28 protein-coding genes and 1 pseudogene are annotated in these 26,722 nt (G+C 64.0%); 15 read left to right on the forward strand and 14 right to left on the reverse strand.

Annotated elements, in window-relative coordinates; genetic code table 11:
• The 3 genes from JC607_RS16195 to JC607_RS16205 all read left to right on the forward strand — a co-directional run bounded on the left by JC607_RS16195 (position 1) and on the right by JC607_RS16205 (position 4,174).
• Entirely contained in the window at positions 1-237 is a 237-nt protein-coding gene (locus JC607_RS16195; RefSeq protein WP_198837929.1) for a hypothetical protein, read from the forward strand.
• Between the two features lie 88 nt (positions 238-325).
• Entirely contained in the window at positions 326-1,600 is a 1,275-nt protein-coding gene (gene lysA / locus JC607_RS16200) for a diaminopimelate decarboxylase (protein ID WP_198837961.1), read from the forward strand.
• Positions 1,601-1,642: 42 nt separating this feature from the next.
• On the forward strand, positions 1,643-4,174 hold the full coding sequence (locus JC607_RS16205; RefSeq protein WP_198837930.1) for a DUF4175 domain-containing protein: 2,532 nt from the start codon (positions 1,643-1,645) through the stop codon (positions 4,172-4,174).
• A 92-nt stretch (positions 4,175-4,266) separates the two neighbouring features.
• On the opposite strand, the gene JC607_RS16210 is transcribed toward JC607_RS16205, so the two are convergent.
• Entirely contained in the window at positions 4,267-4,959 is a 693-nt protein-coding gene (locus tag JC607_RS16210) for a hypothetical protein (protein ID WP_233092952.1), read from the reverse strand.
• Positions 4,960-5,187: 228 nt separating this feature from the next.
• Positions 5,188-5,283 (reverse strand): annotated as a pseudogene (locus JC607_RS26085) (zinc-ribbon domain-containing protein); the annotation flags it as partial.
• A gap of 199 nt (positions 5,284-5,482) precedes the next feature.
• Here JC607_RS26085 and JC607_RS16215 point away from each other — a divergent pair.
• From JC607_RS16215 to JC607_RS16225, 3 genes are read left to right on the forward strand one after another with little or no spacing between them, the layout of a single operon-like run.
• The gene (locus tag JC607_RS16215) at positions 5,483-6,154 is read left to right on the forward strand and encodes an ATP-binding cassette domain-containing protein (RefSeq protein WP_198837932.1); all 672 of its coding nucleotides are present in this window, start codon (positions 5,483-5,485) and stop codon (positions 6,152-6,154) included.
• Between the two features lie 35 nt (positions 6,155-6,189).
• Positions 6,190-7,062, forward strand: a complete 873-nt coding sequence (locus JC607_RS16220) for an ABC transporter permease (RefSeq protein WP_198837962.1) — start codon at positions 6,190-6,192, stop codon at positions 7,060-7,062.
• Complete coding sequence (locus JC607_RS16225; protein WP_198837933.1) at positions 7,059-7,817, forward strand: 1-acyl-sn-glycerol-3-phosphate acyltransferase; 759 nt, start codon at positions 7,059-7,061, stop codon at positions 7,815-7,817. Before JC607_RS16220 ends, JC607_RS16225 begins: the two co-directional genes overlap by 4 nt.
• Before the next feature lie 18 nt (positions 7,818-7,835).
• On the opposite strand, the gene JC607_RS26090 is transcribed toward JC607_RS16225, so the two are convergent.
• From JC607_RS26090 to JC607_RS16240, 3 genes are all read right to left on the reverse strand, one after another.
• Entirely contained in the window at positions 7,836-8,858 is a 1,023-nt protein-coding gene (locus JC607_RS26090; protein ID WP_198837934.1) for a Hint domain-containing protein, read from the reverse strand.
• 162 nt (positions 8,859-9,020) lie between these two features.
• Positions 9,021-9,980 carry an acetyl-CoA carboxylase carboxyltransferase subunit alpha gene (locus JC607_RS16235; protein ID WP_198837935.1) on the reverse strand — a complete coding sequence of 320 codons (960 nt, stop codon included), beginning with the start codon at positions 9,978-9,980 and terminating at the stop codon, positions 9,021-9,023.
• A 432-nt stretch (positions 9,981-10,412) separates the two neighbouring features.
• A complete protein-coding gene (locus JC607_RS16240) occupies positions 10,413-11,372 on the reverse strand; it encodes an L-malyl-CoA/beta-methylmalyl-CoA lyase (protein ID WP_198837936.1) in 960 nt (319 codons plus the stop codon).
• A 177-nt stretch (positions 11,373-11,549) separates the two neighbouring features.
• Here JC607_RS16240 and dgcA point away from each other — a divergent pair, with 177 nt between their 5' ends.
• A complete protein-coding gene (dgcA, locus tag JC607_RS16245; RefSeq protein ID WP_198837937.1) occupies positions 11,550-12,512 on the forward strand; it encodes an N-acetyl-D-Glu racemase DgcA in 963 nt (320 codons plus the stop codon).
• Positions 12,513-12,516: 4 nt separating this feature from the next.
• Positions 12,517-13,374 (forward strand): D-amino-acid transaminase, encoded by an 858-nt coding sequence (locus JC607_RS16250; RefSeq protein ID WP_198837938.1) that lies wholly within the window; start codon positions 12,517-12,519, stop codon positions 13,372-13,374.
• 94 nt (positions 13,375-13,468) lie between these two features.
• On the opposite strand, the gene JC607_RS16255 is transcribed toward JC607_RS16250, so the two are convergent.
• From JC607_RS16255 to JC607_RS16265, 3 genes are all read right to left on the reverse strand, one after another.
• Positions 13,469-14,470: a calcium-binding protein gene (locus tag JC607_RS16255; RefSeq protein ID WP_198837939.1), complete on the reverse strand. Its 1,002-nt coding sequence runs from the start codon at positions 14,468-14,470 to the stop codon at positions 13,469-13,471.
• A gap of 160 nt (positions 14,471-14,630) precedes the next feature.
• Complete coding sequence (locus JC607_RS16260; protein WP_198837963.1) at positions 14,631-14,945, reverse strand: DUF1244 domain-containing protein; 315 nt, start codon at positions 14,943-14,945, stop codon at positions 14,631-14,633.
• Positions 14,946-14,955: 10 nt separating this feature from the next.
• Positions 14,956-15,735, reverse strand: a complete 780-nt coding sequence (locus JC607_RS16265) for an N-formylglutamate amidohydrolase (RefSeq protein ID WP_198837940.1) — start codon at positions 15,733-15,735, stop codon at positions 14,956-14,958.
• Positions 15,736-15,924: 189 nt separating this feature from the next.
• Between JC607_RS16265 and pyk the strand changes: the two genes are divergently transcribed.
• The 7 genes from pyk to JC607_RS16300 all read left to right on the forward strand — a co-directional run bounded on the left by pyk (position 15,925) and on the right by JC607_RS16300 (position 20,493).
• Complete coding sequence (pyk, locus tag JC607_RS16270) at positions 15,925-17,373, forward strand: pyruvate kinase (RefSeq protein ID WP_198837941.1); 1,449 nt, start codon at positions 15,925-15,927, stop codon at positions 17,371-17,373.
• Positions 17,374-17,409: 36 nt separating this feature from the next.
• The gene (locus JC607_RS16275; RefSeq protein WP_198837942.1) at positions 17,410-17,634 is read left to right on the forward strand and encodes a hypothetical protein; all 225 of its coding nucleotides are present in this window, start codon (positions 17,410-17,412) and stop codon (positions 17,632-17,634) included.
• A 169-nt stretch (positions 17,635-17,803) separates the two neighbouring features.
• The gene (gene rpmI / locus JC607_RS16280) at positions 17,804-18,004 is read left to right on the forward strand and encodes a 50S ribosomal protein L35 (protein ID WP_092899823.1); all 201 of its coding nucleotides are present in this window, start codon (positions 17,804-17,806) and stop codon (positions 18,002-18,004) included.
• Positions 18,005-18,016: 12 nt separating this feature from the next.
• The gene (gene rplT, locus JC607_RS16285; RefSeq protein WP_092899821.1) at positions 18,017-18,379 is read left to right on the forward strand and encodes a 50S ribosomal protein L20; all 363 of its coding nucleotides are present in this window, start codon (positions 18,017-18,019) and stop codon (positions 18,377-18,379) included.
• Positions 18,380-18,540: 161 nt separating this feature from the next.
• Positions 18,541-18,939, forward strand: coding sequence for a hypothetical protein (locus tag JC607_RS16290; RefSeq protein WP_198837943.1), 399 nt, complete (start codon positions 18,541-18,543; stop codon positions 18,937-18,939).
• Between the two features lie 115 nt (positions 18,940-19,054).
• Positions 19,055-20,134 carry a phenylalanine--tRNA ligase subunit alpha gene (pheS, locus tag JC607_RS16295; protein ID WP_370584835.1) on the forward strand — a complete coding sequence of 360 codons (1,080 nt, stop codon included), beginning with the start codon at positions 19,055-19,057 and terminating at the stop codon, positions 20,132-20,134.
• Positions 20,131-20,493 (forward strand): cupin domain-containing protein, encoded by a 363-nt coding sequence (locus JC607_RS16300; RefSeq protein WP_370584836.1) that lies wholly within the window; start codon positions 20,131-20,133, stop codon positions 20,491-20,493. The genes pheS and JC607_RS16300 overlap by 4 nt, the downstream gene beginning before the upstream one ends.
• Positions 20,494-20,681: 188 nt before the next feature.
• Here JC607_RS16300 and JC607_RS16305 read toward each other — a convergent pair whose 3' ends face one another.
• The 6 genes from JC607_RS16305 to JC607_RS16330 form a co-directional block, all read right to left on the reverse strand.
• Complete coding sequence (locus JC607_RS16305; RefSeq protein WP_198837944.1) at positions 20,682-21,839, reverse strand: TIGR03862 family flavoprotein; 1,158 nt, start codon at positions 21,837-21,839, stop codon at positions 20,682-20,684.
• A gap of 69 nt (positions 21,840-21,908) precedes the next feature.
• Complete coding sequence (locus tag JC607_RS16310) at positions 21,909-22,931, reverse strand: YncE family protein (RefSeq protein WP_198837945.1); 1,023 nt, start codon at positions 22,929-22,931, stop codon at positions 21,909-21,911.
• Between the two features lie 107 nt (positions 22,932-23,038).
• A complete protein-coding gene (locus JC607_RS16315) occupies positions 23,039-23,983 on the reverse strand; it encodes a siderophore ABC transporter substrate-binding protein (protein ID WP_198837946.1) in 945 nt (314 codons plus the stop codon).
• Complete coding sequence (locus JC607_RS16320) at positions 23,980-24,756, reverse strand: ABC transporter ATP-binding protein (protein WP_198837947.1); 777 nt, start codon at positions 24,754-24,756, stop codon at positions 23,980-23,982. The genes JC607_RS16315 and JC607_RS16320 overlap by 4 nt, the downstream gene beginning before the upstream one ends.
• A gap of 28 nt (positions 24,757-24,784) precedes the next feature.
• Positions 24,785-25,726 (reverse strand): iron chelate uptake ABC transporter family permease subunit, encoded by a 942-nt coding sequence (locus JC607_RS16325; RefSeq protein ID WP_198837948.1) that lies wholly within the window; start codon positions 25,724-25,726, stop codon positions 24,785-24,787.
• Positions 25,723-26,722: ABC transporter permease (locus tag JC607_RS16330; protein WP_370584837.1), on the reverse strand; the 1,000-nt coding region annotated here is incomplete at its 5' end. The genes JC607_RS16325 and JC607_RS16330, both read right to left, overlap by 4 nt.

Here is a 26,722-nt window from a genome sequence, read left to right on the forward strand (position 1 = left end):
ATGATCAGGGCGGGCCTGATCCTTTGCATCATTCTGGCGGGTTGCGCGCCCAGACGCGACCCGCTGGCAGATGGTCAGGTGGTCTATGACCCGACGCTTGGGCTTCATGTGTCACGGACCGGCACCGTCATTCCCTCCGCTTCGGCCAATGTGGCAGGGGTGACGGTCGGCGCCAGTACCGGCGGCGGCTATGTTGGTACAAGATTCGGGCCGATCCGCCTCAGCGCCGGGTTCTGAGCCGCCCCCTTCCGGGCCATCGCCGAATTGCGCTCTTGCGGCGCTCTGCTATAGCAAGGCGCGGATGCGGGATGCGAAAGGGCAGGGCATGGATCATTTCCTTTACCAGGGCGGTATTCTTCATGCCGAGGATGTGGCGATCCCCGAGATCGCGGCCGAGGTCGGAACGCCGTTCTATGTCTATTCCACCGCAACCCTGACCCGCCATTTCCGCCTGTTTTCCGAGGCGCTGTCGCCGCTGCCGCATCTGGTGTGTTTCGCGATCAAATCGCTGTCGAATGTCGCGGTGCTCAAGGTGCTGGGCGATCTTGGCGCCGGTATGGATGTGGTCTCGAAAGGGGAATATCTGCGTGCGAAAGCCGCTGGCGTGCCGGGCGAACGCATTGTTTTTTCTGGCGTTGGCAAGACCCGTGACGAGATCCGCACCGCGCTGGAAGGCGGTATCCGCCAGTTCAACGTGGAATCTGAGCCAGAGATGCGGGCGATTTCTGAAATCGCGACCGAACTGGGCAAACTGGCCCCGATCACCGTTCGCGTGAACCCCGATGTCGACGCGAAAACCCATGCCAAGATCGCAACCGGCAAATCCGAGAACAAATTCGGCATCCCCATCGCCCGCGCGCGCGAGGTCTATGCCGAGGCTGCGAAGCTTCCGGGCCTGAAGGTCGTCGGCATCGACGTGCATATCGGCAGTCAGCTGACCGAGCTCGCGCCGTTTGAGGCCGCTTTCGACAAGGTGGCCGAACTGACCGAAGTGCTGCGCGCGGACGGGCATGAGATCACCCGGCTCGACCTGGGAGGCGGGCTGGGCATTCCTTACACGCGCTCGAATGAGGCGCCCCCCTTGCCGGTCGAATATGGCCAGATGATCCGGCGCAAGCTTGGCCATCTCGGCTGCGAGATCGAGATCGAGCCGGGCCGGCTGATCTCCGGCAATTCCGGCATCCTGGTCTCAGAGGTCATCTATGTGAAAAACGGCGAGGGGCGGGATTTCCTGATCCTCGACGCTGCGATGAATGATCTGGTGCGCCCGTCGATGTATGATGCCTGGCACGATATCGTGCCGGTGGTTGAGGGGGCGCCAGGTGATCCGACGCAACCCTTCGACGTGGTTGGCCCGGTCTGCGAGACCGGCGACACTTTCGCGAAAGCGCGCGATCTGCCGCTGCTGAGCGACGGCGATCTGGTCGCCTTCCGGTCGGCGGGGGCCTATGGCGCGGTGATGGCCAGCGAATACAATACCCGCCCGCTGATTCCCGAAGTTCTTGTCAATGGGCATCAATTCGCTGTCATTCGGGAACGCCCTACCTTTGACGAAATCCTCGCACGCGATAGACTGCCCGCGTGGATGAAGGATCAGTAACCTCCGCGCGGCCGAAAGGCCCTGGCGGCGAAGGGAGAACGGATGGCAGCGCGACAGCCCGGCCCGAGCAGTGACAGCGCGACCATCGCGGCGCTTCAGGCCCTGAAATGGCCGCGTCGCCTGACGCTGGCGGGGCTGTGGGCCGAGCGCCTTGCGCGCGCCTTCTGGCCGCTCTGGACCGTGCTTTTGCTGGCGTTTTCGGCGGCGGCTTTCGGGCTGCATGAGGTCGGAACACTCTTGCAGGTGCAGATCGGGCTGGGGCTGGTGGCCCTTCTGGCGCTGGCCTCGCTGATCTGGGGCTTCCGGAAATTCCGCCGCCCGACCCCGGATGAGGCGCTGATCCGGCTTGATGCTTCGCTGCCCGGGCGCCCGATTGCGACCTTGCGGGACAGCCAGGCGATCGGGGCTGATGATGCGCAATCGTCGGCGGTCTGGCGGGTTCACCTGGCGCGGATGGCAGAAAAGGCGCGTGCGGCCCGCGCGGTGCCGCCGGATCTGCAACTCGCGTCACGCGACCGCTGGTCCTTGCGCTATGTCGCGCTGACGGCGGCGGTGATGGCGGCTTTGTTCGGATCGTTCTGGCGCGCGGCAGAAGTGGTGGCCATCGGCCCTGGCCCGGCCCAGGCCATTCCCTCCGGCCCGATCTGGGAAGGCTGGGCGAGGCCCCCGGCCTATACCGGCAAGCCGGTGCTTTACCTCAATGACATCACGGCGGGCGAATTCGAGGTGCCGGTTGGCAGCCGTATCCAGATCCGCGTCTATGGCGACAGCGCGGATGCGCAGATCGAGCAGACCATCGCCCAGGTCGCGCCACCCGCGCCCGAAGGCCCTGGCTCTGAAAATCAGGCCGCCGCCGCGATCCCGGAAGGGCTGAAAGGCCTGACCGAGCTGGTGGTCAGCCAGTCCGGTCGCCTCGCCATTGGTGGCCCGGGCGGGCGCGACTGGCAGGTCATCGCCACGCCCGACACCGCACCCAGCATTGCCGTTTCGGGCGAGATGGGCCGCGAGGCGGATGGCCGTTTCAAGCAGGAATTCAAGGCCAGCGACGATTACGGCGTCACCGCCGGGCGCGTCACCATCAGCCTGCAACCGGAAAAGGTCACCCGCCGCTACGGGCTGGAGACCGATCCGGAGATCTGGGAGCCGGTCACGCTTGACCTGCCGATGCCGATGAAGGGCAACCGGGCCGAGATCACCCAGACCCTTGTCGATGATCTTTCGGAACATATGTTTTCGAATATGCCGGTCAGCATGGTGTTCACCGCGCTGGATGCCGCCGGGAATGAGGGCAGCGCCGCGCCTTATGAGGTGACGCTGCCCGGCAAGCGCTTTTTCGATCCGATGGCCAATGCGGTCATCGAGATGCGGCGCGATATCCTGTGGAACCGCGAAAACCTGCCGCGCGCGCTGGAGCTTTTGAAAGCCATCGGCAACCGGCCTGAAGAGCTCGCGCGCTCGCAGAATGCCGCGAAACGGCTCAGGGTGCTGGTGCGCCAGGCCGATGCCATGGCGCTGCCGCTGACGGATGGGCAGCGCGATGAGGTGGTAAAAGAGCTCTGGGATATCGCCTTCATGTTCGAAGAGGGCGATTTGGGCAATGCCTTCGAGCGGCTGCAACGCGCGCAGGACCGACTGGAAGAGGCGATGCGCAATGGTGCCTCGTCCGAGGAAATCGACCAGCTGATGAAAGAGATGCAGCAGGCGATGCGCGAGTATCTCAAGGAACTGGGCCAGCAGGCGCAGCAGAATGGCGACCGCCAGGATGGCGAGGGCGCCCAGCAGGGTGGCCAGACCATCACCCAGGACCAGCTGCAACAGATGCTCGACGAGATCGAGCGGCTGATGAAAGAGGGCAAGACCGCCGAGGCGATGGCGCTGATGGAAGAGCTGCGCCAGCTGATGGAGAACCTCCAGGTGCAGCAGGGCCAGGGCCAGGGACAGGGCGGTGAAGGCCAGGGCCAGGGCACGATGAAAGACCTTGGCGAGACGCTGAAAGACCAGCAGGGTCTCTCGGATGACGCCTACCGCGACATGCAGCGCGGCCGGAATGGCCAGCCGGGCACCGATCCGGGCGAGCTGGCGGATCGTCAGCGCGACTTGCGCGACAAGCTCAACGAGATGCAGAACGGCAAGCTGCCGGGCGATGGCTCGGAAAAGGGCGAAGAGGGGCGTGAGCGGCTGGGCGAGGCCGAACGCGCGATGCGCGAGGCTGAAGAGGCGCTGCGTCAGGGCGATCTGGCCGGCGCGCTCGACAAACAGGCCGAGGCGATGGAGCGGCTGCGTCAGGGCATGCGCGATTTCGGCGATGCGCTGGCGGATCTGGAACGCGAACCCGGGGCCGAAGGCGGCAACCAGGAGCCGCGCGACGCCCGCCGCGTCGACCCGAATGCGGTCGATCCTCTGGGGCGCGAGCCGGGCGATTCGGCCCGGATCGGGTCGGACCGCAATATGGTGCAGAACAACCCCGATCAGCGCGCGCAGGAGCTGCTGGACGAGATCCGCCGCCGGTCGGGCGAGGCGGGGCGCCCGGATGCCGAACTCGACTATCTGAAGCGCCTGCTCGACCTGTTCTGACCACGAGCGGTAAAAGCCTGAATAGAAAAACCGCGCCGGACACATCGGCGCGGTTTTATTCAGGGTAGCCTTGGCGGAAGCGGGATCGGGCCTCAGCCGCCTGTCTGCGGATCGCCAGTCAGGGCCTGGGTCGCATCATCCATCAGTGAATTGAGCCAGTTGCGCAGGTTGTCGACAAAGACCACATAGGCCTGCAACGCGCTTTCCAGCGCCGGCACCGCCGCGACGATACGGTCGGAAAAAACATAGAGCAGCGCGGCGATCACCAGGACCAGCATGGCCAGAAGGAAGCCGGTGCGGAAACTGCCCCGGGTCAGATCCGGCAGCGAATCCACCTCGGCTTCGGGGTCGAAACGGCTGTCGTCGGGCTGCAATGTGGAATTGATTTCCTCGACATCGGGCAGGAGATCGCGCCGCGCCGTCGGGCGGGCGGGTTCGGGATCCGGCTCGTCGAGATCTTCGCCGCGCAGCATGGCGAGGCGCTTCTGCTGGGCAGTCATTTCCGGCGTGGGCGCGGGTATCGACAGCTCAGGCTGCGATTGCAGCCCGGTATCGGCCTCGGCCCGGCGATTTGTGTTGCGCTGCGCTTCGGCCTTGCGGGCGCTGGCCTCGCGTTCGGCTTCTTCGCGCAGGATTTCAAGCACGGCCTCGTCCAGCTCACGGCGCACCGGCTCCGGGGCAGGGGCCGGGGGAGCGACCTGCGCGGCTGCAGCCTTGCCGGCCAGCGCGGCTTTCAGCGCATCGGTGCCAGTCAGGTCGGTGCCAGTCAGGTCGGCGCTGTGCACGGGTGCTGCGCCTTGTTGCGAGACTTCCGCCTCTGTCACATCTGAGTTGCCCGCGACGAGGTCGGGCCCTCTTGAAACAGCGGCGGCTTCGTAATTTTTTTCTGATCTTTCAGCAGTATTACCTTCACCGCCGGAGATATCGGCGAAATCAGCACCTGTCAGATCTTCCGCAAAGGCATCAGCCAGACCGTCTGAGACCGACTCAGCCGGAAGTTGGAACCAGGCATGGCCGCAATTCGAGCACTGAACGTCGCGCCCGGCCTCCGGGATCGCATTATCCGGCACATCGTATCTGGCGTCACAATTTGGACATGCCAGTAACATGAAAAACCCCGCCCCAAGCTAAGCCCTTTTCTCTTCTAACAATAATCCTGCAATCGTCCAAGACTATGTGTCCCGGACTTGAACAATCCCTGAGAGCCGTGCGAATTAAGTCATGGTTTGTCAGAGTTAGCGCGCATAAAGCTCGGGCGCGCAGTGGTATCGCAGGGGTGTCGCGGAGGCATCGCAGGGGGATCGGGCAGTGATTGCCTTTGAAAGTGCAGCCTATAACTACGGCGGTGGCGAGCTTCTGTCGGATGTGACGCTGAAGCTGGCGCCGGGGTCGTTTCACTTTCTGACCGGCCCCTCGGGGTCGGGCAAGACGACATTTCTCAAGCTTGCCTATGCCGAGCTTCTTCCCACATCCGGTCATGTCACCCTGTTTGACCGTGAGGTGAAATCGCTGCCGCGTGACGACGTGGCGAACCTGCGCCGGCGGATCGGGGTGGTGCATCAGGATGTGCAGTTTCTCGACCATCTGCCACTTGCCGCCAATGTGCAATTGCCACTGACGGTCGCCGGGCGGCGCAGCGAAAGCGGCGATCTGGACGAACTGTTGAAATGGGTCGGTCTGTCGCATCTGGCCGATGCGCTGCCGCCCTCGCTTTCCGGCGGCGAACGCCAACGCGCGGCCCTGGCGCGGGCAATCATCATGGGCCCCGATATCATTCTCGCCGATGAGCCCACGGGCAATGTCGACTGGGAAATGTCGCTCAGGCTGCTGACGCTGCTGGTCGAACTGAACCGGATGGGCAAGACGATCCTGATCGCAACGCATGATCTGAACCTGATCCGCCAGGCCAAGAACCAGATCCCGACCCGGGTGCTGCGAATCTCAAAGCGGCGGATTCAGCTGGCGGGGGCGGATCTGTGAAACTGCCCAGACCGATTTCCCGCGCCCTTGCCCTGATGTCGCCGGATGCGCGATCTGACCGCGTGGTGCCGCCTTCGGGCCACACCGCCTGGCTGACTTCGTTCACCGCCGCCGCGATGACCTTTCTCTGCGTCTTCGCGATGGCGCTGTCGCTGGCATCAGACCGGCTCGCCGGGCGCTGGTCGGATGCGCTGGCGCGGACCTCGACGATCCGCCTTTCGGCGCCGCCCGCGCAGATGGAGCAGCAGACGGCGGCGATCCTGACGCTTTTGGCCGCGACGCCGGGGGTCGAAGCCGCCCGCGCCCTCACCGATGCGGAAAACCGCGCTTTGCTGGAACCCTGGTTCGGGGCCGAGCTGCCGGTCGAGGAACTGCCGCTGCCGCGCCTGATCGAGGTGACCGAGGCCGATCCCGGCTATGATGCCGAGGGGCTGCGCCAGAGGCTCAGCGCCGAGGCGCCCGGTGCGGTTCTTGATGATCATACCCGCTGGCGTCGTCCGCTGGCCGAAGCCGCCTCGAAGCTGCGGCTGCTGGGCCTGTTGTCGATCGTGCTGATCGGCACCGCTATGGCCGCGATGGTGACGCTGGCGGCAAGTGCCTCGCTTGAGGCCAATGCCCAGGTCGTGCGCGTCTTGCGGCTGGTGGGCGCCCGCGACCAGTATATTGCCCGCGCTTTCGTGCGGCGCTTCACGCTGCGGGCCTTTGCCGGCGCCTGTGCCGGTGCGGTGGCCGGGGTGATCGGCATGCTGTTCCTGCCGGGGGCCGATACCGCCGGCGCCTTCCTGACCGGTCTTGGCTTTACCGGCGCTGGCTGGCTTTTGCCCTTTATCCTGCCACCGCTGGTCGGGCTCGTCGCCTTTTTCTCGACCCGCTATGCCGCCCTGCGCAAGCTGAGGGAATTCAGATGATCGTGTTTCGCTGGCTGTTGTCGCTGATTTTCGTGATCCAGATGTATGTCATGCTGGCCGTGGTCGCGGTGCTCTTCGCACCCTGGGCGCTGATGTCGCGCGACGGCGCCTTTGCCGCCTGCCATTTCTACGCCCGCTGGGTGATCGCCTCGGTGCGGATCCTGTGCGGCCTGCGCACCGAGATCCGTGGTGAGGTGCCGCAGGACGAGGTGATCGTCGCCGCAAAACATCAGAGCTTTTTTGACATTCTGGTGATTTTCGGCACATTGCCGCGCCCGAAATTCATCATGAAACGCGAGCTGATCTACACGCCTTTCCTCGGGCAATATGCGCTCAGGATCGGCTGTATCCCGGTTGATCGCGGCCGGCGTGGTGCGGCGATCGCGAAGATGAAAGCGGATGTGGCGAAGGGAAGCGCGGATCCGGGGCAGCTGGTGATCTACCCGCAGGGCACCCGCGTCGCGCCAGGGGTGGTAAAGCCATATAAAGCCGGATCCGGCCTGCTTTATCAACAGCTTGGCCAGCCCTGTGTGCCAGTGGCAACCAATGTTGGGGTCTTCTGGCCAAAGCGCAGCATCCTGCGCAAACCGGGCGCGGCGGTGATAGAATTCCTGCCGCGCATCGCGCCGGGGCTCCCCCTGCCCGAGTTTCTTGCGCGTATCGAGGACGAGATTGAAAGCAATTCCAACAGGCTGATGGCCGAGGCCGGTTTCCGCCAGACGCCGGTCCCGCCACCCTCTGTGCCGCAGGGCTGACCCCGAAAGCGCCCCCGTTCAGTTCGCGAGAACCGAGGCCAGTTTGCGGCGAATGACCTGACGCGCGGCGATGACCGGCGTGGTATTCAGTTCGGGGAACAATGCGAGGACTTCGTCGCGCGCGGCGCGGTCAAGCCCTTTCAGCGAATGGTCACCAGGATGGAAACTCTCGCTCGGGCACCCTTCGGCGAGGACGATCTCATGACCCTCAAAGAGGAAATGCACATAGGTCACATCCTCATCGGCGGTGGTCTGGCGGATGGTATTGCCATTCACCAGCGAGATCGCCGGCACCAGCACTTCCGATTCCGCGAACCAAAGCTCGGCCTTCCAGCCCGAGACGAGCATCCGGTGCTGCGGCGAAACCGCAAGCCGCCGCTCCGGGAGACCCTTGCCCAGCGAACCGGGCTCGAACACGACCGGACGCAGGCTTTCATCGACAATCTGGTCTTCCATCGAGACCCTGCGCGCCCCTGTCCAGATGACCGGCAGAGCATCGCCCTCGGCATTGAAGACCAGGTCACCGGGGCGCAGATCTTCGACCGGGCGTTGGCCATCAGGTGTCGCGATCAGCGTGCCGGCCACAAAGCAGACCAGCATCGAGATGTCATCAATGATCGCGCCGTAGCTGTTGTTCACCCCAAGCTCGGTAAAGCTGACCCGGTAATCTCCGGCGCTCGGGAAGTCGATATTGAGGCTGTGAAGTTCCCAGCTCTGGCCCTGGGGATAGATCGACTTCGTAAAAATGACCTTGCCGTTTGAATCGACGATATCGACGCGGAAGCCTTCCTTGTTGGCGAGCGGCTGGCCCTGGCGCAGCGCGGTGCGGAATTCCAGCGGGACGGAACCGGCATGGTCGATATGGACCACCTGAGACATCACCGTGATCTGGTTGCTGGCGCCATCCATCTCGGCAACCCGGTTGGGTGACCCATTCCCGAGATAGGTGCCCTCATTGTAGCTGGTTTCCAGATCGGTGCCGGACCAGCCGGTGCTGCCCTGATCGAAGGTTCCGTTCACAATGAGATTCGTTACAGGCACGATCAGATCCTTCCAATGCGTTCTGATCGAATTTGCCTAAAGAGTGAGGTATTAATATGGGTCAGATGTGGCAAAACCTGGTCGCCGGCATATCCGGTCGACCAGGGGCCACCTGATCAGCAAGTGAAGTTTTATCGGTGAGGGGCGCGGCGGCGCCTGCGATCAGGCCGCCAGCCCGCGCGATCCCATGTCGAGGAATTTCTGCCGGCGGTCTTTGCGCAGGGCCGCCGGCTTCTTGTCGGTCAGTTCCGCCAGCATTGCGGCAATCGCCTTGCCAACCGCATCGACCGCCTCCGAGGGGGCGCGCTGCGCGCCGCCGACCGGCTCTTTGATGATGCGATCCACAATGCCAAGCTTTTGCAGATCCTGGGCGGTCAGGCGCAGCGCCTCGGCCGCTTCGCGCATCTTCTCGGCATCCTTCCACAGGATTGAGGCGCAGCCTTCCGGCGAGATGACCGAATAGACCGAATGCTCAAGCATCGCGACGCGATTCGCGGTCGCAAAGGCTACGGCGCCGCCCGAGCCACCCTCACCGATGATCACCGAGATCAGCGGAACGCCCAGCGAGAGGCATTTTTCGGTCGAACGCGCAATGGCCTCGGACTGGCCGCGCTCTTCCGCGCCCTTGCCCGGATAGGCGCCGGGCGTGTCGACAAGCGTCACCACCGGCAGGCTGAAGCGGTCGGCGAGATCCATCAGCCGGATCGCCTTGCGATAGCCTTCGGGGCGGGCCATGCCGAAATTATGCTCGATCCGGGTCTTGGTATCATGGCCCTTTTCATGCCCGATCACCATCACCGGGCGATCGTTGAACCGCGCGATACCGCCCATGACTGCATGGTCATCGGCAAAGGCCCGATCACCGGCGAGCGGGGTATATTCGGTAAAGAGCGCGTCGATATAGGACTGGCAATGCGGCCGGTCCGGGTGGCGCGCCACCTGGCATTTCTGCCAGGCAGAGAGATTCTTGTAGAGATCGCGCAACGCGGTCTCGGCCTTGCGGTCAAGCGCTTCGGCTTCCCGCGTGACATCCATCGCCGAATCCTTCCGGGCAAGCGCCCGCAATTCCTCGGCTTTGCCTTCGATCTCGGCCAGGGGCTTTTCGAAATCGAGATAGATCATGCGCTGGACCCTTATTCTGATCGCCTCCTATATGGAGGGGGCGGGGGCAAAGTGCAACTGACGCCGCGCGTGACAGGCCGAGAAGCAGAGGGGGCCAGCCCCCTCGCGGCTGTGCCGCTCACCCCCGGGATATTTAGGGACAGAAAATGAGCGGAGTACTGTGCTGCTTCCATTTTCTGTCCTTAAATATCCCCGCCGGAGGCTTCGTCGTTCAGCCAGATGCGAGACACCAAAAATGGGGTGCAAAAAATGGGGTGCCTGAAATGGCAACACCCCGCAGCTTTCGCCACGGGGTGTGCTTCCTCCCATTTGCCGCGCAGGGCCTCCTCTCCCTGTGGTCGCGGCGCGGGTGTTCTTTCAGCTTCGCCTTAAAGGCGGGCCGGGTTGAGGTGATGTTGCACATTGTAAAAGCAGTGTGTCAACGGATTCTCTTCACGTCCCGGCAATGATTTCGGCCTGGCGGACGATCACCTCGGCCTGGCGCATCGAGGCGATGTCAATCAGCCGGCCCTTGTAAGTCGCGGCGCCCTGGCCTGCGGCTTTGGCGGTCTCCATTGCTGCGAGGATTTCGCGCGCCTCGGTCACGGCGGCCTCGGATGGGGTGAAAACCTCATTGGCCAGCGCCACCTGTTTCGGGTGGATCGCCCATTTTCCGACCATGCCCAGGGTGGCCGAACGCAGAGCCTGGGCGCGGAAGCCCTCATCATCCGAGAAGTCGCCGAAGGGCCCATCGACCGGCAGCACGCCATGGGTGCGGCAGGCGGCGACAATCGCGGCCTGGGCCCAATGCCAGGGGTCGGACCAGTATTTGGCGCCTTCGCGGTGCATATAATAGTTTTCCTGGGTGCCGCCGATACCGGTGGTCTGCATCCCCATCGAGGCCGCGAAATCGGCGGCGCCGAGGCTCATGGCCTGCATACGGGGGCTGGAAGCGGCGATTTCTTCGACATGGGCGATACCCGCGGCGGTTTCGATGATGACTTCGAAGCTGATCGGCTTTTTGCGGCCCTTGGCACGTTCAACCGCAGTGACCAGCGCGTCCACCGCATAGACATCGGCGGCGCAACCGACTTTGGGGATCATGATCTGATCCAGCCGCTCGCCCGCCTGTTCCAGCAACTCGACCACATCGCGATACCACCAGGGCGTGTCCAGCCCGTTGATTCTGACCGAGAGCGTCTTTTTCCCCCAGTCGATGGTATTCACCGCCTCGATGATATTCTGCCGCGCCTGATCCTTGTCCTGGGGCGCCACCGAATCCTCGAGATCGAGGTTGATCACATCCGCCGCCGAGGCCGCCATCTTTTCAAACAGCGCCGGCCGTGAGCCCGGACCAAAAAGCTGGCAGCGATTGGGGCGGGCGGGGGCGGGGGGCTGGAGGCGAAAGCTCATGGGCGCATCCTTTGGCAATCATATTACGCTATGCTTGCCGGTTTGGTTAGATTGTTGCTTTTACGCTTGCAAGGAGAATTTGCGTGCGCAGAAAATCCATGCCGCAAAGCGGCGCTGTTTTTCACTTGCCCTTTTCCGGCGGCGCGGAAAATGTCGCCCGGACAGGAGACCCCCGCGATGATCACCGCCACGACCGCCCGTTTTCGCCTCGCGCAGGTGTTCACCATCAGCCGTGGCTCGAAAACCGAGGCGCAGGTGGTGACGGTCCAGGTGACGCGGGGGGGCGCCACCGGGCAGGGCGAATGCGTGCCCTATGCGCGCTATGGCGAAAGCCTCGACTCGGTGCTGGCCGAGATTGCGGGCCTGCCGCCCGGGATCACACGGGCGGCGCTGCAAACGGCGCTGCCGGCGGGGGCTGCGCGGAATGCGGTTGACTGCGCGCTCTGGGATCTGGAGGCGAAGGCCTCTGGTCGCCGGGCCTGGGAGCTGGCAGGACTGCCGGCACCCGCCTTGGTGACGACGGCCTTCACGCTTTCGCTGGCGGAGCCTGCCGCGATGGAGGCGGCGGCGCGGGCGGCGTCAGACCGGCCGGTGCTCAAGATCAAGCTCGGCACGGCTGATGATATGCCCAGGCTTGAGGCGGTGCGGCGTGGTGCGCCCGCAGCGCGGCTGATCATCGACGCGAATGAGGGCTGGACGCCGGAGGTCTATCAGGATCTTGCGCCGCGCCTCGTGGAAATGGGGGTGGTGCTGGTCGAACAGCCGCTCCCGGCGGGGCAGGATGAGGCGCTGGCGGAAATGGCGCGCCCGCTGCCGGTCTGTGCCGATGAAAGCTGCCATGACCGCGAAAGCCTCGCCGCGCTGCGAAGCCGCTATGATGTGATCAATATCAAGCTCGACAAGACCGGCGGGCTGACCGAGGCGCTGGCCTTGCGCGCAGCGGCGCAGGCGCAGGGCTTTGGCATCATGGTTGGCTGTATGGTCGGATCCTCGCTTGCAATGGCGCCCGCGGTGTTGCTGGCGCAGGGCGCGGCTTATGTAGACCTTGACGGGCCGCTTTTGCTGGCAGAAGACCGGCCCCACCCGCTGCATTACGATCTGTCGCAGCTTCATCCGCCCGAACGCCAACTCTGGGGATAGTCTCATGACCCGCACCGTCTATGTGAATGGCCAGTATCTGCCCGAAACCGAGGCCACGGTTTCCATTTTCGACCGCGGTTTCCTGATGGCGGACGGGGTTTACGAGGTGACCTCGGTGCTGAATGGCAAGCTGATCGACTTCGGCGGCCATATCGCGCGGCTCCAGCGCTCGCTGGACGAGCTGGAGATGGACAATCCGCTGAGCGCCGATGACTGGCTCGCGGTGCATCGCGAGCTGGTGAAGGTTAATAATATCACCGAAGGGATGGTTTACCTTCAGGTCACGCGCGGCAATCCCGGGGATCGCGATTTCGTCTGGGGGCCGGGGGTGGCGCCGACCGTGGTGCTGTTTACCCAGTCGAAGACGGGCCTTGCCGACAATCCGCAGGCGAAGGCCGGGCTGAAGGTCATTTCGATTCCAGATATCCGCTGGGGCCGGCGCGACATCAAGACGGTGCAGCTTTTGTACCCGTCGATGGGCAAGATGATGGCGAAAAAGGCGGGGGTTGATGATGCCTGGTTCACCGAGGATGGTCATGTGACCGAGGGCACCTCGAACAACGCCTATATCGTCAAAGGGAATAAGATCATCACCCGGCCGCTGTCGTCGGATATTCTGCACGGGATCACCCGGGCGGCGGTGCTGCGCTTCGCCAAAGAGGCGCAGTTCGAGATCGAAGAGCGGCTTTTCACCGTCGAAGAGGCCAAAGCGGCGGATGAGGCCTTCATCACCTCGGCTTCGGCCTTTGTGATGCCGGTGGTCGAGCTGGATGGTGCAGCGATTGGCGGGGGCAAGCCTGGCAAGGTCGCGGCGCGGATGCGTGAGATCTATCTCGACGAGATGAACAAGGCGGCCGTCTGAGGCACCGCAGCGCGCCGGAACAGCGCCGCAAGGAAAAGGGCCGCCCTGGTGACGGGGCGGCCCTTTGCTATGCCGGACTGTCGTGATCCGAGGGTCAGTTGACCGAAATCAACGGCTCGCCTGCGGCGACCGGGGTCGGAACCGGAACCGGCGTGTCATGGCGGGTTATGAAGAAATCATCGCTGTTCACATCACCAGGTGCGATGTTTTCCAGCAGCACCTCATCCACGCCGTTCACAGTCACGATGGTGCCGGTGCCCGACTCGCTGGCGCGAAGCGCGACGTCCGGCAGCTCCGGCCCTTCAAGCACATGGATATGCAGCTGATCTTCGGCAGGGTCGTAATCGGTGACCGTCATCACGCCTTCGCCCAGCCCGCGATGATCAAGCTCAAAGATATCCTGGCCCGCGCCGCCGGTCAGCGTATCGCCGCCATCTGCGGTCAGCCGGTCACTGCCGTCACCGCCAAAGAGCTGGTCATTACCGATGAAATCCGGGTTCAGGTCGACCGAGCGGATATAGTCATTGCCCACGCCGCCATAGAAAACATCAGACCCGGCCAGCGAACGCAGCGCATCATTGCCGGCATCGCCGTAAAGCGTGTCGTCACCGCTGCCGGTATGCATGATGTCGCGCCCGGCGCCGCCACGGGCAAGGATATCCCCATCCGACTGCGAGGCGTTCAGCGTATCGCTTCCCGCGCCACCAAAGAAGTGATCATCGCCCTGGCCGGCCAGGATCTCGGCGTAATCATCGCCTTCGCCACCATAGATGGTATCGTCGCCAAGCTCGCCGAACAGCCGGTCATTGCCGTCGCCGCCCAGCAATGTGTCATTGCCGGTGCCGCCATAAAGCGCGTCATCGCCCGCGCCGCCTTCAAGCCGGTCGGCGCCGTCGCCGCCATAAAGCAAATCCATGCCGCCATGGCCGCGCAGGATGTCATTCTCACCGCTGCCGGTCAGGGTATCATTCCCTTCGGTCCCCTCCTGGACATGCGGTTGGTCCGGCGCGTCGCGATCATCATCGTCATCATTGTCGTCAAGTGCGACAAAGATCCCGCCAACCAAAAGAACCGGAAGAAGAAACAGCAATTCCATAACAACAGCCCCCACTGCCCAAAAAATGACATAATGTGAAAGCGATGCGCGCTGGGTGACCGCGAGTCAAGCGGATCAGCCAATGGTTGTTTAACTGTTCTCGGAACAGAAACGGAGGTCCGCCCGGGCTGTGATTGTTGCAGCCACAGGGAGGCGAAGCTCAGCCCTTTCCGGGGACGTTCTGCGCAAAGGCGTCGCGGAAGGCGGCCTGTTTCTCTGGCCCGGCTTCTGTCTGATTCGCGGCCACCCAATCGGCATAGGGCATCCCGTAAACCTGTTCACGCGCTGCATCTTTTGTCAGGGTGATGCCCTTTTCAGCGGCGGCCTCCTGATACCAGCGGCTCAGGCAGTTGCGGCAAAATCCGGCCAGCGTCATCAGGTCGATGTTCTGCACATCGGGCCGCGCCTCAAGCAGGTGATGCATCAGGGCGCGGAAGGTGGCGGCCTCCAGTTCCGTCCGGGTCTGGTCGTCGATGGTCGGGGTGTCAGACATGGCTGGTCTCCGTAAGGGCGTGGGTCAGGGCGCGGGACAGGATCGGGGCGAGCCTTGAGGCCCAGGCCGCCTGTTGCGATTGCGTTTCGATCAGGTCGTTGCGCAATTCGATCAGGGTATTGTGACGCCCGTGGTCAAGGGCGTGGCGGTCGATCGAATCGCCGGGCAGATGACCGGAATAGGGCTCGTTGTCACCAATGCAGAGATCGGTCTCAAAGGCCAGTTCTGCCAGCAGCGCCGCCGAGAGCCGGCTGTCGAGATGGGAATGCAGCACGCCGACATGCCAGGGCCGGGGCGGGCGGCCGCGCAGGCAGGGCGTGAAGGAATGGATCGCGACAATGGCACGCGGGCCGGAAGGCGAGAGTGAAGACGAGGGCGCCGCCGCCAGCCGCTCCAGCGCGGCATGATAGGGGCGGTAAAGCCGGTTGAGCCGTTCGGTGATCCCGTCCTGGCCGATGCGGCGGTTCGCGGGAACAACCGATCCGTCATAAAGCCGCATCACCAGCGTCGGATCATCCTCGCCCCGGTTCGGGTCGATCACCAGCCGCGAGAAATCCGAGGAAATCACCGGGCTGTCCAGCGCCGCGCCCAAAGCGCGCGACAGGCCGAGCGCGCCGGGGTCAAAGGCGATATGGCGCGCCATGTCAGCGGCGGGAAGGCCGAGACTGCCGCCCGCGACCCAGTCCGGCACCCGGTTTGTCGCATGGTCACAGGTCACCAGCCAGGGGCCGGGGCGGTCCTCGCCCTCGATCCGGAACGCCTCATGCTGCATTGGTCTGCTGATCCCGCCTGTTAATCTGCCCGATATTTTACCGGGCTATCCTAACCCCACGCCCTGGTCGAGCGCCAGGGGAAGGAAAGGTCCCGCGTCACAAATCGTTCTGTTGCGGGCGCTAACATTCTGCGCCATAACGCGGTTGGCCCACATCGTAACGCGAAACCCGAGACAGGAGGATGGCATATGCGCCGTCACCGTAACGTGAAGATTGTGGCAACGCTGGGCCCGGCTTCCAGCACCTATGACATGATCTGCCAGCTGTTCACCGCCGGAGCCGATGTGTTCCGCCTGAATATGAGCCATGGCACCCATGACGACATCCGTGAACGTCATACCATCATTCGCCAGGTCGAACATGATCTTGGCCGCCCGATCGGCATTCTGGCCGATCTTCAGGGGCCGAAACTGCGGGTTGGCGCCTTTGCCACGGATGGCGGCTATGATCTCGCCGATGGCGCGAAATTCCGCCTCGATCTCGACGCGACGCCGGGCGATGCGACCCGGGTGCAATTGCCGCATCCCGAGATTTTTGCAGCCCTGGAACCCGGCGCGTCGCTGCTGGTCAATGACGGCAAGATCCGGCTGAAAGTCGCCGAATGCGGTAAGGATTTCGCCGATTGCGTGGTCGAGGTCGGCGGCGTGATCTCGAACCGCAAGGGCGTGAACGTGCCGGACGTGGTGCTGCCGCTGGCGGCTCTGTCCGAAAAAGACCGCAAGGATCTGGAATTCGTCTGTGAGCTCGGTGTCGACTGGCTGGCGCTTTCCTTCGTGCAGCGCGCCGAAGACGTGCTTGAAGCCCGCGCCCTTGCCAAAGGCCGCGCCGCGATCCTCTCGAAGATCGAAAAGCCCGCTGCGGTGAAGGCCTATGAGGAAATCCTCGCGGTTTCCGACGGGATCATGGTGGCGCGCGGCGATCTTGGCGTCGAGCTGCCGGTCTATTCGGTGCCGCCGATCCAGAAACGCCTGGTGCGCAAGGCGCGCGCTGCGGCCAAGCCGGTGATCGTTGCGACCCAGATGCTCGAATCGATGATCGAAAACCCGATGCCGACCCGCGCCGAAGTCTCGGATGTGGCGACCGCGATCTATGAGGGCGCCGATGCGGTGATGCTCTCGGCGGAATCGGCGGCCGGCAAGTTCCCCATCGAGGCCGTCACCACGATGGACAATGTGGCGCGTTCGGTCGAGGCCGATCCGACCTATCTTTCGATCATCGACGCCAGCCGCGTGGTCAAGCGCGAGACCGTGGCCGATGGGATCGTCGCCGCCGCGCGTGAGATCGCCGAGGCCACCGATATCAAGGCCATCACCTGTTTCAGCCAGTCCGGCCAGACCGTGAGCCTTGTCGCACGCGAGCGGCCGCATGTGCCGGTGATCGCGCTGACGCCGCTGGTCTCGACCGCGCGCCGCCTTGCGCTGACCTGGGGGGTGCATTGCGTGATCGTACCGGAGCAGGAGCGCTTCAAGGGCGCGGTGCTGTCCGCGATCCGTGCTGCGCGCTCGGCTGGCTTCGCCGATGAAAAGGATCAGATCGTGGTCACAGCGGGCGTGCCGTTCAACGTGCCCGGTTCGACCAATATCCTCAGGGTTGCGCCCTGTGATGAAAGATTGATTTCGCGCGTCGATCCCGGCTAACCTGAACCCGAACAAAGGTTTTTGGGCGGGGGCAACGTGGATTCGGATCTGTTGCTGACGGTGGGAATCGTGATGGCGGTTCTTACCATCCCCACGATGCTTGCAGGCTGGGTTGACGGAAGGGCGCCGCGGATGGGAACGCTTATGGTGATCCTCTCGGCGGCGCTTTTGATTGTGGCCTGGACGCAAAAGCCCGGCGGCTACCGGCCGGCGGAAATTCCCGGTGTCATGCTCACTGTCGTCGCCCGCTATTTGCCCTGACGGGCGGTTGCGAAAATGCCCTGACGGACGAGTGGCAGATGCCCTGACGGGCGGGGCCGATTGGCCCTTGCCCCGCGAGACGGAACCCCCTATAGGGACGGCTTCGGAAGAACCGCGAGACCGGCGGAAGTGGCATGCCGCGTCGCGCGTGAAAACACTGGAGTGTAAAATGCCCAAAATGAAGACGAAATCCGCTGCTAAAAAGCGGTTCTCCTTCACCGCCTCGGGGCGTGTGAAGGCCGGTGTGGCCGGTAAGCGCCACGGCATGATCAAACGTTCGACGACCTTCATCCGTCAGGCGACCGGGACCATGATCCTGGACGATTCCGACGCGAAGATCGTCAAAAAATACATGCCCTATAACCGGTAAGGAGAGACACAGATGTCCCGCGTTAAATCCGGTAAGGTGACCCACGCCCGCCACCGCAAGGTGATCAAGGCGGCTTCGGGCTACTATGCCGCCCGTTCGACGAATTTCCGCACTGCAACGCAAGCCGTTGACAAGGCGCAGCAATACGCCACCCGCGACCGTAAGGTCCGCAAGCGGCAGTTCCGCGCTCTGTGGATCCAGCGTATCAACGCTGCTGTCCGCCTGTTCGACCCGGCCTTCACCTATTCGCGCCTGATCGACGGTCTCGCGAAAGCCGGGATCGAAGTGGACCGCAAAGTCCTCGCCGATCTCGCCGTGCATGAGCCGGAGGCGTTCAACGCGATCGCCGACAAGGCCCGCGCTGCTCTGGCCTGATCCGGCCTGACGAAAAGCGAAATGATCCGGAAACCCGCGCTTTTGCGCGGGTTTTCTTTTGCGCCGTTTCCTGCCGCTCATACCTCATGACGGGCAATGTCATTTGTCTTTATACCCGTCCGTCGTCAGGGATGGAGCGAGAGTTTTCGAAGGAAGAACAGATGTCTCACCGCTTTGTCCCAGCCATCGCCGCCGCATTGCTCAGCCCGCTGCTGGCTGTCCCTGCCCTGGCTGCGGAGGGTCTGCCGCTGCAGGAGGGCTATTATGTCGAGGCCGGCGAGGAATGTGGCAGCGGCAATGACGCGACGCTGATCTACCTTCATGCGGGCGGTTTCAACAATCGCTATGGGATGTGCAGTTTCGAAGGCCTCACCTCTGAGGGCGGTGCGCGTTACAGCTATGCCGTGACCTGCGCCGAGGCGGAGACCGGCCTTGAAAGCCTGAATGAAGGCGTGATCGAGATCCGCAATCAGCAGGCGTTTCACATCTTCGACGGGCTGATGGATCTGGATTACAGTTTCTGCCCCTCCTCCGAACTGCCGCCGCCCTATGGCGACTGAGCGCGGCGCCGGACCTTTTGAACCACAAATCCCGGACCCTGCGACCCTTGCAATCGCGGCCCCGCCCGGCTAGTCCCAGAGCCGCAATTCAGCCGTATCTAACCCGGGGGCTCCGATGGATCTGACCGAAATCCGTGGCAAATATATCGGAGCCGTGGCCGGTGCCGCCGATGAGGCCGCATTGGAAGAGGTGCGCCTTGCCGCGCTTGGCAAGAAGGGCGAGATTTCCGCGCTGATGGCGGGTCTGGGCAAGATGGACCCGGAGGAACGCAAGGCCGCCGGCGCACATCTGAACGAGCTGAAGACCGAGATCGACACAGCCCTTCGCGCCCGCAAATCCGCGCTGTCCGATGCGGCGCTGGACGAGCGGCTGAAATCCGAATGGCTTGATGTCACGCTGCCGGGCCACCCGCGCCGTCAGGGCAGCATCCATCCGGTTTCTCAGGTGATGGACGAGCTGACCGCGATCTTCGCCGATATGGGGTTCTCGGTCGCCGAAGGCCCGCAGGTCGAAAGCGACTGGTATAATTTCGACGCGCTGAACATCCCGCCGGAACACCCCGCGCGCCAGGAGCATGACACGTTCTTCATGCACCGCGCCGAAGGCGACAACCGCCCGCCGCATGTGCTGCGCACCCATACCAGCCCCGTGCAGATCCGCGCGGCGCTGGACCAGGGCGCGCCGATCCGCGTCATCGCCCCGGGCCGTGTCTACCGCATGGATATGGACCAGACCCATACGCCGATGTTCCACCAGGTCGAAGGCATGGCCATCGACCGCGACATCTCGATGGCCAATCTGAAATGGGTGCTTGAGGAATTCTGCCGCGCCTTTTTCGAGGTCGACAAGGTCGAACTCCGCTTCCGCGCCTCGCATTTCCCCTTTACGGAGCCTTCGGCTGAGGTCGATATCCGCTATTCCAATGTCGGCGGCCAGCTCCGCATCGGCGAGGGCGACAAATGGATGGAGATCCTCGGCTCCGGTATGATGCATCCGAAGGTGCTGGCAGCCGGCGGCATCGACCCCGATAAATGGCAGGGCTTTGCCTTCGGTATGGGGATCGACCGGATTGCCATGCTGAAATACGGCATCCCCGATCTGCGCGCCTTCTTTGAATCCGACCTGCGCTGGCTGAAACATTACGGCTTTGGCGCGCTTGACCTGCCGAACCTGCCGGGCGGGCTGAGCCGGTGAGCAAAGCGCCTGTCGCGATCAACCTGCGCGACAAACTTGCGCTGTTCCAGGATCATTGGTCGCCGAAAATCATCCGCGATTTCAATGGCCATGACGTCATGCTGGTGAAGATCAAAGGCGAGTTCACCTGGCATGCGCATGCCGATACCGATGATTTCTTTCTTGTGCTCGACGGCCAGGTCACGATCCAGCTCAGGGATGGCAATGTCACTCTGAACCCGGGCGAGCTTTACGTCGTTCCGAAAGGTGTCGAACATTGCCCGATGGCGGCGGAAGAGGCCTCGATCCTGCTGATCGAGCCGGCGGGCACGCCCAATACCGGAGATGCCGCCACCGCCGCACGCAAAGACCGGATCTGAGCGTTATCAGGTCCCGCTGCAGTAAAGCGGCCTGGCGAAGCCTGCCCCTGGCGCCTTCGCCCGAACCGTCGCGCAAGAGAGAGCGAGGTGGAAGATCACCGGATGACCGCCATCACAGGGTCTGCGACCATATGCGCTCCTCCTGACACAAATACTCTGCGGGGGGTGTAAAAGCCCCGCTTGCATGCTCAGCCGATCCGCGCCGCCGCCTGCCCCGCCCATCGGCCCGTAGCAAGGCAGCCGGTCAGCAGATAGCCCCCGGTCGGCGCTTCCCAGTCCAGCATCTCGCCACAGGCAAAGACCCCGGGCAGGGCGGTCAGCTCCAGATCCTGGCTCAGCGCGGTGCGCCGGATACCGCCCGCGACCGAGATTGCCTCATCCAGCGGGCGCGGGCCGTCATGGCGGATCACCAGCCGTTTCAGCGCCGCAAGCGGAGCGTCGCGCGCGAATTCCATCACCAGCGCCACCAGCACCGGCGCAAGGCCCAGCTTGCGCAACCGGTTCACCAGCGTTTCGCCGGCCCGCATCTTCGCCAGCCGCGCCGCAATCTCAGGCTCTGACAGCGCGGGCAGCAGATCCAGCACAAGATCTGCGCCTTCCCGCAAGGGGCGTGACAGCGCATAGAGACCGCCCCCTTCGAGGCCCCGTGCCGAGACCACGAATTCGCCCCGGCTGGTCATGCCTCCGGCGCTCAGGGAAACGCCTTTGACCGGCTGGCCGAAATGACGTTCCATATGGGCCGACCAGGTGAGCGACAGCCCCATATTCGCGGGCTGCCAGGGGGCAATGTCCACGCCTCGTGCGGACAGCCAGGGCGTCCAGGCGCCGTCCGACCCAAGCCGCGCCCAGCTCGCGCCGCCCAAAGCCAGCACGGTGACGCGGGGCGTCAGCATCCGGCGGCCCTCCGGGGTGTCAAAGCGAAAGGCCGCCCCCTCGAACCCGCTCCAGCGCCAGCGGGGGCGCAGCTCTGCCCCGAGGGATGCCAGCCGTGCAAGCCATGCGCGCAGCAATGGCGAGCCCTTCATCGCCACCGGAAAGACCCGGCCGGAAGATCCGGTAAACACCTCCTGGCCCAGGCTGCGCGCAAACTCCATCACCTCGCCCGGCCCGAATTCCGCCAGCATCGGCGCCAGCCAGTCCGGCGGGCTGTAAGATGCGGTGAACGCGGCCAGCGGCTCGTCTTTGGTCAGGTTCAGCCCGGATTTCCCGGCCATCAGGAATTTGCGCGCGGGGCTGGGCTTTGCCTCGCAGATCACCACGCGGCGCCCGGCCCTCGCGAGCTCTTCCGCCGCCATCAGCCCGGCGGGGCCGGCCCCGATCACCAGGGCGTCTGTGTCGTGATCCATCCTGTCCACCCCGTGCAACCTTGGCCTTTCTTGCCTGCGAAGACCGGAACGGGCAAGGGCAGGGTGGAGTTACAGCGCGATGCGCGCCACGAGGTCGGGTTCTTCCGGCCTGCCGGTCTCGCCCTGTTTGGCCGTCACGTAAAGAATGCCGTTCCGGTCATCGAGGGCGAGGCTGTTCGGGTGCCCCTCAAGCGTGATCCGGTCTTTCAGCGCATAGCTTTCGCTGTCGAAGAGGCTGACCGCCGCGCCGCTGCGCTCGGTGACGCAGATGAGTTGCCGGCCTGCGTCATAAAGCACCGCAAGCGGGCCGGCGCCGGTCGGGATCTGGCGGATCGTCGCACCGGTCTCGGCATCGAGAACCAGAAGCTGGTTCCCTGACCCTTTGCGGCTGTAGCCGGGCAGGTGCCGCGCCCAGAGGGTTTCAAAGAACTCATGCCCCTGATCGGTCGCGAAAACCCTGCCTCCCGCCGGATCCAGCGCGATGTTCATCAGCTGATCCCCCGCTGTCGCCACAGTCCTGGTGATCTGTCCTGTGTCGGTCGCGAGGGTGATCACCTGGCCTTCGGCATTCGAGAGGAAGAGCCGCTGGCGCGACGGGTCGGTCGCGATGCCGGTCGCGACAAAGCCGAACCCGGTCAGCCGGGCCTCGACCTCAAGCCGGGCGGTGTCGATCACACATAGCACGCTGTCCTGCATCGAATGGCAGGGCGCGTAGAGCTTGCCCGCGGTGGTATCCAGCGCCAGTTCGCGGCAATGAAAGGGAAAGCCCGTGCGCCCCTCGGCATCGGTGGTCTTCTCTGCCAGCCGCACCTGGCCCGTCACCGTGCCCGTCGCGGTATCGACCACGGTGACCGAGGCATCGGTCGCGTCGGTGATGTAAAGCCGGTCCGCCGCATCATCGAGCGCAAGTCCAAAGCCTTTGCCCGGCAGCGCGATCCGGGCCAGTGGCTCCAGGGTTCCGGGGTCGAGTTTCAGGATCTGCGCCGGCGGGTCGCCCTCGCCGCGCCCCCCGGCAGAGGCGACAAACACCGCGCCCTGGCGGGCTGAGTGGACGATTTCGTAGAGGCCCTGTGCGACGGGTTTTTGCAGCATCGAACCGGTTCCTTTTCGCAGGGAAAGCGACATCAGGGGTTTCGCAGCCCGGGGCAGGCATGGCAAGGACCACGCGCGCCCGGTTGCGGACTGCGCGGGGCTGGCCTTCACTCATAGCCCTTGCGGATATCGTCGATGATGATCTCAAGCGGGGTGATGCTGGCCGCCGTGGTATACCAGGCCTCGGGGTCGACAAAGATCACCTTGCCCGCCTTCCAGGCCGCGGTCTCGCGCAAGAGCGGGTTTTCGATGGTGGCGGCATCCAGCACCGGGCGGTGTTCCATCACGGCGGTGCGGTCGATCACATAGATAATGTCGGGGTTGGTGGCCTGGATGAATTCGCTGGTGACGGGCTGGCCATGCAGCCCGGTCTCGGCCGCCTCATTGGCCGCCTTTACCCCCAAGGCATCAAAAACAAAGCCATAGCGCGATTTCAGTCCAAAGGCCGAAAAGCCGCCATTGTTATGCAAGACCAGCAATGCGCGCTCCGCGCGGCCTTCGGTCAGGCCGCGGAGCGCAGCGATCCTGGCTTCCAGCGCGGCGATCTCGTCTTTCGCCAGATCCTCTTTGCCAAAGATCCGCGCCAGTGTCAGGAAATGGTCCTCGACCACCTGGATATGGCCCGAGCTGCTGTCACGGTAATCGACATCATAATGGATCACCGGGGCAAAGCTGCTCATCTCGGGGTAATGCGCGGCCTGGAGCGAGGTCATCAGGATGAGGTCCGGTTGCAGGGCGTGGACCTTTTCGACATTGGGCTGCACGATCATGCCCACATCGGCCACCGCAGGGTCATCGCGGTACTTCGCCAGGAAATGTGGCACGAAATCCCTGGCGGTGCCAACCACCGGCACACCAAGCCGGTCGAGGAAATCCAGCTCGTTCATATCCAGCGCCACCACACGTTCGGGGCGGCTTTCAATCACAGTGGTGCCAAGCGCGTGCTCAATCGTCACCGGGGTAAAGGTTTCGGCCGCCGCGACCGATGGAGCAATAAGGCAGCTGCCGGCCAGGACGATAAGCCAGCGGCTCAGAGGATTGGAACGGGTCATGCCGGTTCTCCTTTCGGGGTGAAATAATCGCAGATCCGCCCCTGCGGGCGTGGCAGGATCCGGAAATCGAGACCGTAGAGGTCTTGCAGATTGGGTTCGGTGATGACCTGATCGACCGGGCCTGCGGAATGCAGCCGCCCGGATTTCAAGGCGAGGATATGGTCGGCGCTGTTGGCCGCGAAATTGATGTCATGGATCACCGCGATCACGCTGCGGCCACGATCCGCGCAAAGGTCACGCAGCGCGCGCATGATGCCGGCGGCATGACGGATATCGAGATTGTTCAGCGGCTCGTCGAGCAAAAGGCAGGGCGTGTCCTGGGCGATGGTCATGGCAAGGAAAGCCATCTGGCGCTGGCCGCCGCTCAGCTCGTCGATCAGCGTGTCGCGCAAAGGACCGAGCGCGAGCCGCGCAATGGCCTCGTCAATCGCGCGGCGGTCGGCGGCATCAAGGCGGCCCCGGCTATAGGGAAAACGGCCAAAGGCGACCAGATCCCCGACCGTCAGCCGCAGATCGACGCCGGGCGACTGGCGCAGGGTCGCGACCTGGCGGGCGAAAGCGGCAGGTGGGAGCGTGGCAATATCCTGCCCAGCGACGGTGACCCTGCCGCTGGAAGGGCGCGCGAGGCGGGCCATCAGCATCAGAAGCGTCGATTTCCCGGCGCCGTTCGGCCCGATGACGGCACTGAGCTGCCCCCGGGGGAAAGCGGTCGTCAGCCCTGACAGCACAAGGCGGCTGCCATGTTTCATCGAGAGGTCAGTGGTGGTGATCATGGCGGTGTCCAGGGGCGTATAAGGGGGGTCATGCAAAGCTCCGGCGGCGCAGCATCAAAAGCAGGAACCAGGCGCCGCAGGTGAGGTTGATCAGGATGCCGACCGTCGTGCGGTGGTCGAAGACCTGCGCTGCTGCCAGATCGGCCAGCAGGAAAAGCCCGATGGCCACGGCTGCACCAGCCGGCAGCGTCTGGCGGTGGCCGGGACCGCGCGCTATGGCGCGGGCGGCATTGGCAACGAAGATCCCCATGAACGCGGTGGGGCCGATCAGGCTGACGGATATTGCCACCAGGACCGCGATCAGCGCCAGAAGACGGCGGGTCTCGCGCCCGTGGTCGACGCCCAGTGAGATCGCCTGGTCGCGGCCAAGCGCCATCACATCCAGCACCGGCACCCGGCGCCAGATCAGCGCCGCGACCAGGGTCAGGGCGAGGGCCGAGACGATCAGACGCGTGGTCTCGACCCGTTCGAACGAGACCTGGGCAAACCCCTGGAAGACCGCGAACTCTCCCGGGCTGATCCGCAGCTGGATGAACTGGGTGAAGGTGGAAATCAGCATGGTCAGCACGATTCCCACCAGCATCAGGAACCAGATATCGCCCCGCGCGCGGCGAAACAGCCAGTGATGCAGCAGGAAAGACCAGGCCAGCATGGCCGCCAGCGTGATCAGGATCGACCCCTGACCACCCCAGAGTATCAGGCTCCCGGTGCCGAGGATCAGAACCAGCAGCGCCTGCATCATCAGGCAGACCGCCTCATAGCCCATGACGGCGGGGGTCAGGATGCGGTTGCCCGCAAGGGTCTGGAAGGTGATCGAGGCCAGTGCGACCGCAATGCCGCCGGTCACCATTGCGGCAAGTTTGATCAGGCGGCGCGGGATGACATAGCCGAAATCGAGGCCCGACCCCAATGCCACATAGAGCAGGGCCAGAGCAATCAGCGCTGCGGTGATCGCAAGGGGGCGGGTCATCTCCGCCTCCGAAGGATCAGCGCAAGGAAGATCAGCCCGCCGATCCCGCCGACGGTCAGCCCGACCGGCACCTCATAGGGCCAGATCACCACGCGCCCGATCAGGTCGCAGGCCAGCAGCAAGGTTGCGCCGCCGGTTGCGGCCAGCGGCAGGGTCCGCGCGAGATTGTCGCCACGGGTCAGCCGCACAAGGTTCGGGATCACCAGTCCGACAAAGGGAATGGTCCCGGCCGCGATCACCGTCGCCGCCACCGTGGCTGAAACCAGCAAAAGGCCAAGCGCCACCATCGCGCCATAGCTGAGCCCGAGGCTGGTCGCCGTTTCCTCGCCCATCCCCAGAAGGGTGAAGCGGCGGGCAAAGGCATAGGTCACCACGACGACCGGCAGGATCAGCCAGATGATCTCGTAATTCCCCTGCACGATCCGCGAGAAATCGCCCAGCATCCAGCCCTGCATGTCTTGCAAGATGTTATGCGACCAGGCGTAGAATTCGGCGATGGCCCCCAGCACGGCGCCGTAGATCAATCCGGCAACCGGCACGAAAACCGTGTCGCGAAACCGGATGCGGCTGATGATCGCGACGAAGATCAGGCTCGCGGCCAGGCAAAACACCATCGCCAGCGCCATGCGGCTGACCTGGCCCAGCCCCGGCGCCAGCGTGATCGCGACAAGGATCCCGAGTTTCGCGGCCTCCAGCCCGCCGGTGGTGGCGGGTTCGACAAAGCGGTTTCTGAGGATCTGCTGCAGGATGATGCCACAAACCGCCAGCCCGGCGCCGCTGAGCACCACCGCCGCAAGACGCGGCAGCCGGCTTGCGGTCAGGGTAAGCCAGGCTCCGGCCTCGAAGGCCCAGAGGGAGGCCAGGCTCATGCGGCTCACGCCGGTCAGGACGGAGGCGAGGCAGAGCGCAAGGAATATCAGGGGCAGCGCAAGGCGCGTCATCTGGTCAGGCCGATGGGGGGACGGAATGGAGGGCCCCCGCAATGCCCGGAGGCGG

Origin of the sequence: Paracoccus sp. IB05, from assembly GCF_016405985.1 — a bacterium.
Classification (GTDB): domain Bacteria; phylum Pseudomonadota; class Alphaproteobacteria; order Rhodobacterales; family Rhodobacteraceae; genus Pseudogemmobacter.

Excerpts from the sequence above, each read along its gene's own strand:
- JC607_RS16195 (WP_198837929.1), top strand. The coding sequence starts at position 1 with ATGATCAGGGCGGGCCTGATCCTTTGCATCATTCTGGCGGGTTGCGCG.
- lysA (WP_198837961.1), top strand. The coding sequence starts at position 326 with ATGGATCATTTCCTTTACCAGGGCGGTATTCTTCATGCCGAGGATGTG.
- JC607_RS16205 (WP_198837930.1), top strand. The coding sequence starts at position 1,643 with ATGGCAGCGCGACAGCCCGGCCCGAGCAGTGACAGCGCGACCATCGCG.
- JC607_RS16220 (WP_198837962.1), top strand. The coding sequence starts at position 6,190 with ATGTCGCCGGATGCGCGATCTGACCGCGTGGTGCCGCCTTCGGGCCAC.
- JC607_RS16225 (WP_198837933.1), top strand. The coding sequence starts at position 7,059 with ATGATCGTGTTTCGCTGGCTGTTGTCGCTGATTTTCGTGATCCAGATG.
- JC607_RS16235 (WP_198837935.1), bottom strand. The coding sequence starts at position 9,980 with ATGATCTATCTCGATTTCGAAAAGCCCCTGGCCGAGATCGAAGGCAAA.
- JC607_RS16240 (WP_198837936.1), bottom strand. The coding sequence starts at position 11,372 with ATGAGCTTTCGCCTCCAGCCCCCCGCCCCCGCCCGCCCCAATCGCTGC.
- dgcA (WP_198837937.1), top strand. The coding sequence starts at position 11,550 with ATGATCACCGCCACGACCGCCCGTTTTCGCCTCGCGCAGGTGTTCACC.
- JC607_RS16250 (WP_198837938.1), top strand. The coding sequence starts at position 12,517 with ATGACCCGCACCGTCTATGTGAATGGCCAGTATCTGCCCGAAACCGAG.
- JC607_RS16255 (WP_198837939.1), bottom strand. The coding sequence starts at position 14,470 with ATGGAATTGCTGTTTCTTCTTCCGGTTCTTTTGGTTGGCGGGATCTTT.
- JC607_RS16265 (WP_198837940.1), bottom strand. The coding sequence starts at position 15,735 with ATGCAGCATGAGGCGTTCCGGATCGAGGGCGAGGACCGCCCCGGCCCC.
- pyk (WP_198837941.1), top strand. The coding sequence starts at position 15,925 with ATGCGCCGTCACCGTAACGTGAAGATTGTGGCAACGCTGGGCCCGGCT.
- rpmI (WP_092899823.1), top strand. The coding sequence starts at position 17,804 with ATGCCCAAAATGAAGACGAAATCCGCTGCTAAAAAGCGGTTCTCCTTC.
- rplT (WP_092899821.1), top strand. The coding sequence starts at position 18,017 with ATGTCCCGCGTTAAATCCGGTAAGGTGACCCACGCCCGCCACCGCAAG.
- JC607_RS16290 (WP_198837943.1), top strand. The coding sequence starts at position 18,541 with ATGTCTCACCGCTTTGTCCCAGCCATCGCCGCCGCATTGCTCAGCCCG.
- pheS (WP_370584835.1), top strand. The coding sequence starts at position 19,055 with ATGGATCTGACCGAAATCCGTGGCAAATATATCGGAGCCGTGGCCGGT.
- JC607_RS16305 (WP_198837944.1), bottom strand. The coding sequence starts at position 21,839 with ATGGATCACGACACAGACGCCCTGGTGATCGGGGCCGGCCCCGCCGGG.
- JC607_RS16310 (WP_198837945.1), bottom strand. The coding sequence starts at position 22,931 with ATGCTGCAAAAACCCGTCGCACAGGGCCTCTACGAAATCGTCCACTCA.
- JC607_RS16315 (WP_198837946.1), bottom strand. The coding sequence starts at position 23,983 with ATGACCCGTTCCAATCCTCTGAGCCGCTGGCTTATCGTCCTGGCCGGC.
- JC607_RS16320 (WP_198837947.1), bottom strand. The coding sequence starts at position 24,756 with ATGATCACCACCACTGACCTCTCGATGAAACATGGCAGCCGCCTTGTG.
- JC607_RS16325 (WP_198837948.1), bottom strand. The coding sequence starts at position 25,726 with ATGACCCGCCCCCTTGCGATCACCGCAGCGCTGATTGCTCTGGCCCTG.